The sequence below is a fragment of the Clostridium chauvoei genome, assembly GCF_002327185.1.
GTDB lineage: Bacteria > Bacillota > Clostridia > Clostridiales > Clostridiaceae > Clostridium > Clostridium chauvoei.
On the sequence record NZ_CP018624.1, the window covers coordinates 630,741 to 645,052 of the forward strand.

The 14,312-nt window shown below is 27.7% G+C and carries 6 protein-coding genes; all 6 read left to right on the forward strand.

Annotated features, from left to right (window positions below; genetic code table 11):
* Nucleotides 1-4 precede the first annotated feature (4 nt).
* Entirely contained in the window at nucleotides 5-3,661 is a 3,657-nt protein-coding gene (gene brxC / locus BTM21_RS02910; RefSeq protein ID WP_021876221.1) for a BREX system P-loop protein BrxC, read from the forward strand.
* Between the two features lie 190 nt (nucleotides 3,662-3,851).
* The gene (gene pglX, locus BTM21_RS02915; protein WP_096145331.1) at nucleotides 3,852-7,460 is read left to right on the forward strand and encodes a BREX-1 system adenine-specific DNA-methyltransferase PglX; all 3,609 of its coding nucleotides are present in this window, start codon (nucleotides 3,852-3,854) and stop codon (nucleotides 7,458-7,460) included.
* 85 nt (nucleotides 7,461-7,545) lie between these two features.
* Nucleotides 7,546-8,571 carry an AbiH family protein gene (locus BTM21_RS02920; protein ID WP_021876219.1) on the forward strand — a complete coding sequence of 342 codons (1,026 nt, stop codon included), beginning with the start codon at nucleotides 7,546-7,548 and terminating at the stop codon, nucleotides 8,569-8,571.
* Between the two features lie 34 nt (nucleotides 8,572-8,605).
* Nucleotides 8,606-11,152 (forward strand): BREX-1 system phosphatase PglZ type A, encoded by a 2,547-nt coding sequence (gene pglZ, locus BTM21_RS02925; RefSeq protein ID WP_021876218.1) that lies wholly within the window; start codon nucleotides 8,606-8,608, stop codon nucleotides 11,150-11,152.
* 840 nt (nucleotides 11,153-11,992) lie between these two features.
* Nucleotides 11,993-14,023: a protease Lon-related BREX system protein BrxL gene (brxL, locus tag BTM21_RS02935; protein WP_021876215.1), complete on the forward strand. Its 2,031-nt coding sequence runs from the start codon at nucleotides 11,993-11,995 to the stop codon at nucleotides 14,021-14,023.
* 88 nt (nucleotides 14,024-14,111) lie between these two features.
* Nucleotides 14,112-14,303: a hypothetical protein gene (locus BTM21_RS02940; RefSeq protein WP_079481512.1), complete on the forward strand. Its 192-nt coding sequence runs from the start codon at nucleotides 14,112-14,114 to the stop codon at nucleotides 14,301-14,303.
* The last annotated feature ends 9 nt before the right edge of the window (nucleotides 14,304-14,312 follow it).

Below are 14,312 nucleotides of genomic sequence, written 5' to 3' on the forward strand. Positions count from 1 at the left end.
ATTTATGGACATAAAATTAAAATCAATGTTTTATAAACCAATTGATAGAGATATTAAAGGGGTAATTAAAGTAGGTCAGGCTGATGATGAAAATATTAAGCAAGAACTAGAAGAATATGTTGTAACGGGAGAGTTAAATAAACATATAGATAGGTTCTTTGAAGCTTATAAGACAGGTATTATAGGAAATACTGATAAGAATGGAGTTTGGATTTCAGGATTCTTTGGAAGTGGTAAGTCACATTTCTTAAAGATATTATCTTATCTACTAAAAAATAAAAGTATAGAAGGAAAAAACGCTATTAATTATTTTGACGATAAGGGATTAGATAGTTTTATATTAGCAAATATGAAAGCAGCAGGAGATGTTTCAAGTGATGTAATTCTATTTAATATAGATTCCAAATCGGATTCTAAAAGTAAATTAAATAAAGATGCAATAGTTAATGTATTTAATAAAGTTTTCAATGAAATGCAAGGCTTTTGTGGAACTATGCCTTGGCTTGCAGACCTAGAAAGACAAATGGCTAAGGATGGAGTTTATGAAAACTTTAAAGAAAAGTTTAAAGAGATAAGTGGTGGAGAATGGGAGAAGTGCAGATCTAATTTCTACTTTGAGGAAGATGCAATTGTAGAAGCATTAGCAGAGACTACAAGGATGAGTGTTGATGCTGCAAGAAATTGGTACAATAAGGCTGAAAATAATTATTCTTTAAGTATAGATGATTTTGCTAATAAAGTTAAAGAATACTGTGATTCTAAGGGAAAGAATCACCATGTTGTATTTTTGGTGGATGAAATTGGACAATATATTGGAGATAATACTCAACTTATGCTTAATCTTCAAATAGTTGTTGAGGATTTAGGTACTAAATGCCAAGGTAAATGTTGGGTTATAGTAACTTCACAAGAAGGATTAGACGAATTTACAAAGGTAAAAGGAAATGACTTCTCTAAGATTCAAGGTAGATTTAATACAAGATTATCTTTATCATCAGCAAATGTTGATGAAGTTATTAAGAAACGTATACTTAGAAAAACAGAAGGTGCTGAAAGTCATTTAAAGGCATTATATGAGCAAAAAGAATCAATAATAAAGAACCTATTAACTTTCACTTCAGATACAGCAGAAATGAAGTTATATAAGAATAGTGAGGATTTTGCAGAAGTATATCCTTTTATACCTTATCAATTTAATTTATTACAGTCAGCCTTTAATGGTGTAAGAGAACATGGTGCATCAGGGAAGAGTTTATCTAAGGGAGAAAGATCTCTTTTAGGTGCTTATCAACAAGTTGCAGTAGATTATGTGGAAAATGATTCTAATATATTAGTTCCTTTTTCAGCATTTTATAAAACTATAGAAACTTTCCTAGATTCATCAATAAGGTCTGTTATCATGAATGCAGAAAAAAATGATAGATTAGATGAATTTGATGTTGAAGTATTAAAGTTGCTATTCTTAGTTAAATACGTAAAGGAAATTAAAGCAAACATTAATAACCTAGCGACTTTATTAGTTGATAATATAGATGCATCTCATAGAGATTTAACATTTAAAGTTCAAGAGTCATTAAAGAATTTAATAAGAGAAACATTAGTACAAGAGAATGGGGAAGAGTATGTATTCCTTACTAATGATGAACAGGATGTTAATAAAGAAATAAAAAATATGAATGTAGATAATGGGGAAGTTATACAAAAGGTTGGAGAAATTATCTTTGATGATATTTATAAAGATAATAAATATAACTACTCTAAAAAATATATGTTTACATTTAATAAGATAGTTGATGATAGAACAAGAGGCCCACAAAATAATGAAATAGGGGTTAGAATAACAACTGCTAACTTTGATTTAATAGGTGGAGGAGGAACTTCCCAAAGTGAATTAAAACAACTATCTATTAGAGAAAACAATGTAATAGTTAATATTTCAAGATATGATAATTTTTTAGATGAAATAAGAAATGTATTAAAAATAGATGCATATTTAAGATTAAAAGGTGGCTCAAAATCAACATCTACTATAGAAGATATAAAAACTAAGAAAAGTAGAGAAAGAGAAGACAGGCTAAAGAGGGCAAAACTTTTAATTGAAGAAGCAGTAAGAACAGCAGAAATATATGTAAATGGAAGCCTTTTAGATATAAAAGAAAAGGGTGCTGTAGATAGGGTTAATGAAGGGTTAAAAGCCCTAATAGATTCTAAATATAATAAGTTAAATTATATAAAGGAATTTAAAGAAACTACAAAGGATTTATTTGATATTATAGATGCTAAGTTAGTTAAAATGACTATGATAGATGTTGCTCCTAACAGACTTGCAATAGATGAAATAAAAACACATATAGAAACAAGTACATCAAGAAATCTTCAAGTAACGGTTAAAAGTGTTATAAGCAAATTTTCAAATGCTCCATATGGGTGGAAAGAGATAGACATTCAAGGAGTAATAGTAACTTTATTTAAAAAGCAAGATATAAAGGTTGTTTTAAATAATGAGGTATTATCACCAAATAATAGAGAAGTTGTTAATTATGTTACTAAGAGAGATTATGTAGATAGGGTTATTTTAAAGACTAGAGAAAAAGTTCCAACTAAGTATATAGAAGCATTAAAGGATTTAAATAAAGATTTATTTGGGTTTTCCTCTATGCCAAGTGATGAAGATGGAATAATGAGTTTATTCAAAGAGCATAGCAGAACAGAATTGCACAGAATAGAAGTAATGTTAAATAACTTTAATATAACAAGTAGATATCCTGGAGAAGATATATTAAAGAAAGGCAGAGAACTATTTAAAGATATTATAGAAGTTAAGGATACCTTAGAATTCTTTAAGAAAGTATATGACTTAGAAGATGATTTCTTAGACTATGTAGATAAGATTGATAATATAAAGGGGTTCTTCTTTAAGAAAGAAAATGGAACTATTGATACTTCTTCTAAGGGAGAACAAAGATTAATATTCGATAGTGCAATAGAAACGTTAAAAAATTATGATGAAAATAAAGAATATATAGTAAATGATGAAATTAAAGAAATAGTTGAAGAAATAAAAATTATTTTAAGAATGAAAGAGCCATACTCTAAAATACCAACTATTCCACTATTGATAGAAAAATATAATAATAAAATTTTATCATTATTAGAAGAAGAAAGTATTCCTGTTCTTGGATTTATTCAAACATGTAAAAAAGAAGTTATAGAGACTTTAGAAAACTATAATCTTAAGAATAAGTTCTTTAATGGAATAAATGAAGAATTTAATAACTTAACAACTAGAACTGAAAAGGCTAATAGTTTTGCAGTGCTTTCATCAATGTCAGACCTTTCAGAGAAGTTAAAATTAAAGTGGATTAAAGAAATAGTAGCAGAAGATGAAAGACAAAGGAGATTAAAGGCTAAAGAAATTGAGTTGGCAAATAATATTAAAGATCCTTCTGGAGCAATAGAAGGAAATGATACAGGTTATGTTGCAGAGCCAGTTAAATCTGAACCTGAAGTAGTAATAAAAACTAAAACTTTAAGTATGAGAGAATTGGTTAGAGGACAGAAAGTTATTAAAAATACTACTGATATAGATGAAGTTGTTGAGGCATTAAGAAAGAAATTAGAAGAAGAGTTAGAGCAAGATACAATTATAAGTTTAATTTAAGTGAACATCTAAATCTTAAGTGAGAATCTAAATTTCACCAGTATGGTACATATGTAATTTAGTTATTCGAACTTACCTACTTGATGGATTTAGTAATGTGAACTTACTCAGCGAACGTATGTGAGTCGAGTTACAAATATAAATAGGGGAAGGTGATACTTCCCTTATTTAATGTGAAAGGATTGTAAAGATGGATAAGAATAGAATAAAATCTTTTGCTATTTGGGCAAGAAGAAGTTTAATTAAGTCGGTAAGCGAAAAAGCATATAGTATTGGAATATATGAAGATAAAATATTAGAAGCAACTGCTGTACAAGGTGGATTTAAGTTGGAGGGAAAAGAAGAGATATTTACTCTTTCAAAAAAGGATAGAGATGCTTTAGTTACTCAAGTAAGAGAAAAAGGATTTGAACAAGTAATGGAAGAAGTTGCATATACTTGGTTCAATAGATTTATGGGATTAAGATATATGGAAGTTAATGATTATCTTCCATCAGGCGTTAGAATACTTTCATCAGAAGTTAAAGAAAAAAAAGAGCCAGATGTTTTAACTAAGGTATTAGAAATAATAGATGAATTAAATTTAAATGCTAATGAAATATATGATCTTTTAGATACAGGTGATACATTAGATAGAGAAAAAGCATATAGAATTATTTTAGTTAAGCAATGTAATGAATTAGGTAAAATAATACCTAAAATGTTTGAAAAAATAAGTGATTATACAGAACTTTTATTACCAGATAACCTATTAGAAGAAGGTTCTGTTATAAGAAGAATGGTTGAAGATATAGAGGAATCGGATTGGCGTGAAGAAGTAGAAATAATAGGTTGGATGTATCAATATTATATTTCAGAAAAGAAAGATGAAGTTTTTGCAGCCTTAAAGAAAAATGTGAAAATAACAAAAGAAAATATACCCGCAGCAACTCAATTATTTACTCCTAAGTGGATAGTTAAGTATATGGTAGAGAATTCATTAGGAAGGCTATGGCTTGAAGGTCATCCGAACGAAGAACTACAAAGAGAATTTAAATATTATTTAGAAGAAGCAGAGCAAGAGCAAGAAGTAGAAGAAGAGTTAAAGAAAATAAGAGAAGAACATGCAAAACTAAAACCAGAAGATATAAAAGTATTAGATCCATGTATGGGTTCAGGACATATCCTAGTTTATGCATTTGATGTGCTTTATGAAATATATAAAACAGCAGGGTATTCTGAAAGAGAAATATCTAGATTAATATTACAAAATAATCTTTATGGGTTAGATATTGACGACAGAGCAGCACAATTGGCATCATTTGCATTAATAATGAAGGCTAGACATTATAATAGAAGATTGTTTAGAGAAATAGAAAGAGAACATCTAGAGTTGAATTTATGTTCGATTCAAGAAAGCAATAGTATTAATAAAGAAGTAATAGATTATTTTGTTGGAAAAAATAAGGATTTAAGAAAAGATGTTGAATATTTAATTGAGATATTTACTGATGCTAAAGAGTATGGCTCTATACTTGAAGTTGAAGAAGTAAACTTTTATGCTTTAAAACAAAGGTTAAAAGAAATAGAAGATGATGACAACTTGATGTTTGGTGATTATAGAAAAATGCTTTTAGAGAAACTGCCTATTATGATAAAACAGGCAGAGATAATGAGTATAAAATATGATCTTTGTGTAACTAATCCTCCATATATGGGTAATAGAAATATGAATGAAAAAATAAAAAAATATTTAAGCAACAAGTATGAAGATTCAAAAATGGATTTATTTTCATCATATATAGAAAGGAATATTAAATATATAAATAATGGAGGTATAGCATCATATATGACACCAAATGTTTGGTTTTATATAAATATTTATGAAACACTAAGAAAAAATATAATTGAGAATTACCAAATAACATCATTAATTGAGTTAGAAAAATCATCATTTAGTGATGCTGCTGTATCTATATGTACGTTTGTGTTAAGAAATTATAAAAGTAATTATAGTGGGCAGTATATACGATTAAATCAGTTTAAAGGGGCATTAAATCAAGATAAGGCAACATTAAACGCTATTAAAAATAATGTAAACTATAAGTATATATTAAATCAAAAGAAATTTTTAAAGGTAACAGGAGCCCCTTTAGCATTTTGGATAAGCGATAAATTTAGAGAAATATTCAGTAATAGAAAAGTTTACGATATATCTATATCAGATGGTCAGAATGTTACAAGTGATAATAATAGATTTGTTAGGAAATACTGGGAAGTAAACTATGATAAAATTGGCAAATTAAAAATGTGGAGATCATATGCTAAAGGGGGAGGATACAAGAAATGGAAAGGTAATATGGAAGATGTGGTCAATTGGTCAATTGAAGCAAGAAGTTATTATAAAGTAAATAGTTCATCTAGAATAATTCCTGAATATTTATGGTATAAAAAAGGTATAACTTGGGGCTTGATAACTTCTAAGCACACAAGTTTCAGAGTATTAGAAGAAAGTGAAACATTTGATAAAGGAGGTTCTTCTATATTTTTTACAAATTATGATGAATATTATTATCTATTAGGTTTTTTAAATAGTAAAGTTTGTAGAATAATTATAGAATTATTAAATCCAACGTTAAATTTACAAGTTAAAGATGTGAGAAACTTACCATTAATTAAACCAGATGAAGTTGTAATTGAAGAAACTAGTAATTTAGTTAAAGAATTAATAAATATAGCAAAATGGGATTGGGATCAGTATGAAAATTCGCTAGACTTTAAGAATAATTTTATAGTGTTTAATTCAAAAGAAACAAAAACAATTCAAGGTTCTATTAACACGTGGATTTCTGAAAAAGAAAAAGCATTTAATAATACAAAGGAAAAAGAAGAACGATTAAATAAAATTTATATTGAATTATATGGATTAACTGATGAGATGAATAATAAAGAAGATGAATCTGATGTAAGTATAATAAAGCATAATATAGAAAATGATATTAAATTAGTAATTTCTTATGCTATTGGTTGTATGTTTGGTAGATATTCAATTGATAGTGAAGGTCTTATTTATGCAGGTGGAGATTTTAATGACAAATGGAATTTTGAAAGTAGTAAAGTCAAAAAGATAGAAAAAGATGATGATGGGAACATAATATCTGATTTGTGGATTGATTCTATATTTATGCCTGATAAGGATAATATTATTCCTATAACAGAGGATGAATACTTTGAAGATGATATGGTTTCAAGATTTATTGATTTTGTTAGAACTGTTTATGGAAATGATACATTAGAGGAGAATTTAGATTTTATTGCTGATTCTATAGGTAGAAAAGCATCTGAAACTGCTAGACAGGCAATTAGAAGATACTTTATTAAAGATTTCTATAAAGATCATTTAAAGGTTTATCAGAAGAGACCTATATATTGGATGCTTGAATCAGGTAAGAATGATGGATTTAAGTGTTTAGTTTATATGCATAGATATAATGAACAAACAGTTGCTAAGGTTAGAACTGATTATCTTCATACATTACAAAGAAAATATGAAGCAGAGATTAATAGACTTCAATTAGTAGTAGATTCAGAAGAGTATACTGCAAAGGATAGAACTGCTGCTAAAAAGAAGATAGATAGAATATCAAAGCAAATAGAAGAATGTAGGGAGTATGATCAAGTAGTAGCATACTTAGCAAATGAAAAGATATCTATTGATTTAGATGATGGGGTAAAAGTAAATTATGCTAAATTCCAAAATATTAAAGTAATAAATTCTAAAGATAAAGAAGTTAAGATGAATTTATTAGCGAAGATATAATATGACGTTATAATACTGATATTTCTTTTTTGAGAAATTTATTGATTTTCACATGAAAAATAATAGGGATTAAGGGGATTTGAATATGATTATAACATATATGATAGGTAATGGATTAGATATTTCTTTAGGACTTAAAACTAGGTATACTGATTTTTATGAGTATACAAAAAATAATTATAGTGATAATGAGAGTAGAAAAAATGAAATATTAGATAGTATTGATAATGATACTGAATTATGGTCAGATCTTGAGTTAGGATTGGGAGAATACACAAAGAATATAGAAGATGATACAGAGAAGTTGGATAAGTTTTATAAAGATAAATTTGAAATTGATATTATGCTTAGAGAGTATTTGAAAATTGAACAGGATAAAATAAATTGGGACGATAAAGAGTATATGGATAAATTTAAAACTGAGTTTGTTCAACAAATAGTATACTTTTATAATTATTTCAAAACCACAGATAAGACTGATATACTTAATTTAATAGGAAATCAGAGTTTAAAATATTACTTGATTTCATTTAATTATACTGATGTCATTAAGCGCGGAATTCAAATAAGTAGGTCAGCGGATATAGAAGAATTTTATTTGCATGGTACTCTAAAAGGGGATGATGCAATACTAGGGGTTAATGATTCAGATCAGATAAAAAATCAACATTTTAATAGTAAGCATGAGATGTTATTATCAATGTGTAAAGTAGAAATAAATAAGTACATTGGCGAAAATAAAACAAAAAGAGCAGAAGAAATCTTAGATTCAAGTACAATAGTATGTATTTTTGGAATGTCAATTGGTGAAACAGATAAACATTGGTGGGAAAAAGTAGTAGATAATCTCAAACGAGGTGTAACACAAATGATAATAATATTTCATTACAAACCTAATTTAGATAAAAGAAATTATGTTGAAGTTTGGAGAGAAGAAGAAAGAATTAAAGAACAGTTATTAAAGTATGCCTCTGAAGGAGATGAGTCAAAATCAAATTTAAAAGATAAAATTAAAGTTATCTGTAATTCGAATATGTTTAAATTACAATTAAAGTTTAGGAACAACCCAAATTTAGACGAGTTAGTTAAAGAAAAGTCTTTAATCTCATAATAATTTGTTTTATTGGAAACTAAGAGGTGATTAAGTGAATTTACAAGAAATAAGAAATTTTCTTAAAGAATTATTTTTAAAGCCATTAGATAATGGTAAGAAACGTCATATTGTATTTTGGTATGATGAAAATGAAGATTTTATAGATGAAATAGATAGTTTTGATTTGGAAGGGATAAAGGTTATTAAATTAACTGAAAACAATGCCTTCTGGATAAAACATTATATAGAAAAAGAAGACGAAACAAGTAATATATTAATATATTCGAATATGAAAAAACCAAATCCACAAGAAGATTGGCTTTATGATATCTTTTCTTATAGCCAAGAATTCTCTACTGATAGAGCAACAGTTATAATGAGAGAATTAAAAGTAATTGATTCATTACTAAAGCCAGAGTTTGAAACCTATAATGTATTCTTTAAAAATAAAGAAAGAATATCAGGATTTAAAAATTTAAGTATTCAAGATTATACAAAAGAAAAAGTTCATATAGGTGTTCTTGCTGTATTAACTAAGGTTAAAGTAATGGATATTGAAGAAATAATTAAGGCTATTATTAAAGATTATTTAGATGGAAGTAATAAAATATATGAAGCTATAAAGAAATTTGGTAATGTAGATGCATTATGGGATTTACTTGAGAAGTATTTTGGGTATTCATTTGAAGAAAAAAGCATAGAGAGATTTATGGCTATGCTATTAGTAACTAATATGAATGAAAATATTAAGTTTGAATTCCCTAAAGCGTATACAACATATATTTCTACAAAGGTTAGAAACTGTTTAGTTTTCATAAATCATTTTATGGATAACATTAAAGATAGTGATTATTATGATAAGATGCAAGAATTAATTGCAGGAAAACTAAAAATAACACAGTTATTAGAAAAAAGGGATACTGATGAATTTATAAAATGTGAAGTTTTTGAAGATGTTGATAAAATAATTTTAACTAGAATAACAAATCTCTTAAAAGATGGTGTAGAAGAATATGATAAGTATTTATCTATTTTAGCATCAAGAAGAACATTACATTATTATAAGCAGTATAAAAGTGAATACAAGGCTATAAAATGGGCTATAAACTTATTAAATAAGAAGAAGTCATTAAATTCAATGATACAAACAGAAGGCTCATTTGATATGGTTAAGTCTTATACAAAAGATTATTACTATATAGATAAGGCATATAGAAAGTTCTATTATCATTATGATAAGTGTCAATGGAAAGAAGAATTAACAGATTTAAGAGATACTATTGAAAATACATATAATAACTGGTATTTACAAGAGTTATCAATTAAGTGGAATGATTCAATTAGAAGTTTAAATTCTTGGAGAATAGAAGGGTTAAAACAACAAGATAAATTCTACAGAGAAAATATTATGTATAAAGGAAAAGAGAGAACTTTTGTAATAATATCTGATGGATTAAGATATGAAAGTGCAGAAGAGTTAAACACTTTACTTACAAATGAAAGAAAAGGTAAAAGCCAGTTAGATTTTATGCAAGGGGTATTACCTTCATATACAAAGTTAGGAATGGCATCTCTTTTACCTAATAAAACTATTGAAATCAATGATAAATATGATGTTATAGTTAATGGAATAAATAGTAATGGCACAGATAATAGAGACTCTATTTTAAAAATGGAAAATGAAAAATCTTTAGCAATTACTTATGATAAAGTTATGGATATGAGAGATGCTGAAATAAGAAAAGCATTTGTAGGCTTAGAAGTAGTTTATATTTATCATAATACTATAGATGCAAGGGGAGATCATGCTTCAACAGAAAGAGAAGTGTTTGGTGCTACAGACGAAGCCTTTAAAGAAATAATTGCTTTAGTAAATAAGTTAGTTAATAGAGTAAGTGCAGCAAGTATAATTATTACAGCAGATCATGGATATCTCTATAAAAGAAGTGCTATGGAAGAAAGCAATAAAATATCAGGCATTAAACTTGATGATGGTGAAGATAGCAGAAGATTTTTATTAACATCTAAAGATGAAGATGTTGAAGGTACAATAACATTTAGCATGGATTATTTATTAGGAGATGGTACTAATAAATATGTTATAACTCCAAAGGGTACTTCAAGGTTTAAAGTTCAAGGAGCAGGTGCTAACTATGTTCATGGTGGAGCAATGTTACAAGAAATTGTAGTACCAGTTATAAGATTTAAGAATGACAGAAGTACATCATCAGTTAATGATATAAGAAAGGTTAAAGTATCTTTAACAAGTATAAATAGAAAGGTAACTAATCCGATAACATTCTTAGAATTCTTCCAAGACGAAAAACTACAGGATAAAGTAATCGGGAAGAAAATAAGAACTTATTTTGAAGATGAAGAAGGAAATAAGATATCAAATATTAAAACTATAATAGCAGATTCAAGATCAGAGAATCCAACTGACAGAACTTATAGAATTGAGTTTGTTTTAGAAAGTAAATCGTATGATAAAACTAAGCAATATTTCTTAGTTATGGAAGATGAAGAAGATGCAAATGGTGAATATGAGAGAATACCATTTAATATTGATATAGCAATAGTAGATGATTTTGGTTTTTAAGGTTAAGTAGGAGCATGTCAATGCTCCTTATTTAGAAATATCTAATAATTCTTTAAGTATAATTTCAGATTTTTCAGAAGTAAGTGAAAAATCTGAAATTATAAGAGCAGTTATATTACTTAAAAAGAATAAGAAAAAGGTATATCATTATCTAGATAATATAAATCTATTGGAGTTATGGTACGTGATATAGTTTTATCTTTAAGTTCTTCCGCTGTTATAATAATATCTTTCTTTTCGGTAGTATTCCAAAGAGGTGGCATTTTAAAGTGTACCGTACTAAAATCTATTTTTTTGAATTGGTGTATAGATAAACTTTATTATCAAATTTACCAAGTTCATTTAACCAGATATAAGGTATATAATTGCATGTTAAACTTCTTAGTTGTAGTATTTTTGGATTTGATACTTTTTTTAGTATTTTTATAAACAAATTAGCATCGAGTGTGGGAAGATATTCTGACTTTAGTTTTAGAAAAATTTTATAAGAATTCAGAATAATAGATACCTTCAAATTTTCTATGTCGGCACTTGTTTTTGGAGTACCACTAGACTTGAAGAATTCTGAATAAGATTTATATGAGCAGGACTGCTTAGGTTTATGGGAAAAGTTAGTTTTTTCATTAGAATTTATTGCTTTAACAATTAACTTTTTTCCGCAAAAAGGACAAAAAACAGCAGGGTAGATTCCGTTAAGTTTAGATTCTATACAGTAGTCTTCAATATTAACAATATGATTATTAGAATTTATACAGTAAAACATTTAATTACCTTAGAAATTAATATCATAATATAGTATTCTAAATATTATTTAAATAGAACTATGGATGGAGGGATAGCATGAATGAGTTAAGTATGAAACTTAATCAGCATTTTGCTGGTAAGGTTGTTAGAAAAGATTTAACACAAAAGTTAAAGCAAGGTGCTAATGTACCTATATATGTACTTGAATATCTTTTGGGAATGTATTGTGCTACTGATGATGAAGATAGTATTAATGCAGGAGTAGAAAGAGTTAAAAACATATTAGCAGATAACTTTGTTAGACCAGATGAAGCAGAAAAGATTAAGTCTAAAATTAGAGAAATGAGTAGGTATACTGTTATAGATAAATTAACAGTTAAACTTAATGAAAAAAAGGATATATATGTAGCAGAGTTTTCAAACTTAGGCTTAAAAAATGTTGAGATAAGCGCTAACTATGTTAAAGAGTATGAAAAACTTTTAGGTGGAGGAATATGGTGTATTGTAAAACTGCAATACTTTTATGAAGATGGAGTAATAGATCAAAATCCGTTTATTATAGATTCTGTTACACCTATTCAAATGCCTAATATGGATATGGATGAATTAGTAGAAGGCAGAAAGCAGTTTAGTAAAGAAGAGTGGATAGATATACTTATTAGAAGTATAGGAATGGAGCCAACACAACTTGAAAATAAGGTTAAATGGCATATGCTTTTAAGAATGGTGCCTCTATGTGAAAATAACTATAATATGTGTGAATTAGGACCGAGGGGAACTGGTAAATCACATTTATATAAAGAAATATCACCAAACTCAATATTAGTTTCAGGTGGTCAAACTACAGTAGCGAATTTATTTTATAATATGTCTCAAAGAAAAATTGGACTTGTAGGAATGTGGGATACAGTAGCCTTTGATGAAGTTGCAGGGATAACATTTAAAGATAAAGATGGAATACAAATAATGAAGGACTATATGGCATCAGGTTCTTTTGCAAGAGGGAAAGAAGAAAAGGCGGCATCTGCTTCTATGGTTTTTGTAGGTAATATAAATCAAAGTGTAGATGTGCTTTTAAAAACATCACACCTTTTTGAACCATTCCCAGAGGCTATGGCTTATGATAGTGCCTTCTTTGATAGAATGCATTATTATTTACCAGGATGGGAGGTTCCTAAAATGAGACCAGAACTTATTACTAATAGTTTTGGATTTATAACAGACTATTTGGCTGAATACTTAAGAACAATGAGAAAAAGAACTTTTGGAGATACTATTGATAAGTTCTTTAAATTAGGAAACAACTTAAATCAAAGAGATGTTATTGCTGTAAGAAAAACAGTATCAGGGTTAGTAAAATTACTTTATCCTCATGGTGAATATTCAAAAGAGGATATAGAAGAGATATTAAGATATGCTTTAGTTGGGCGTAGAAGAGTTAAGGAACAATTAAAGAAAATAGGGGGAATGGAATTCTACGATGTACATTTTTCTTATATAGACAATGAGACAATGGAAGAAGATTTTATATCAGTACCAGAACAAGGTAGTGGATCATTAATACCAGAAGGTGATTCAAAAGCAGGTCATGTCTATACTATTGGTTTAGGTGATTCTGGAATGATAGGTGTATATAAATTAGAAGTAGAAGTTGTTGGAGGAACAGGTAAGTTTGAAAAGACTGGACTTGGATACGATAGAGAGGCTAAGGAAAGTATAGAGACGGCATTTAGATATTTTAAGGCTAATAGCAGAAATATTAGCGCTTCAATATCAACAACTAACAAGGATTACTTAATGCATATACAAGACGTTAATGGGGTAGGAATGACTTCTAGCCTATCACTAGCAGCAATAATAGCAATGTGTTCAGGTGCATTAAATAAACCAGTACAAAGTCAATTGGCTGTATTAGGTTCTGTAAGTATAGGTGGAACAATTAATAAGGTGGAAGATTTGGCTAATACATTACAAGTATGTTTTGATGCAGGAGCAAAGAAAATATTATTACCAATGGTAAATGCAGCAGATATACCATTAGTACCACCAGAACTATTTGCTAAGTTCCAAATAATGTTTTACAGTGGCGCAGAAGATGCCGTATTTAAAGCATTAGGAGTTCAATAAAATAAAAAGACATAGGATAAATAAGTTTTATACTTTATATCCTATGTTGAGCAAAAGTTATAAAAAGAATATAAGAGAGGTTAAAAGTATGGAACAAAATATAATTGAGATATTAAAAATTATTGTACCATTTGTTGGAACAGTTTTGGTAGGGATTTTTGTTTTTACTAGTAAAAACAAAAATAGTATTAAAAATAAAAAATCAAATAATATTAATAATAGCACCAATACTAATGTTCAAGGAAATAATTATGGGATAAATAATAAAATAGATAAGTAAGAGAGGATA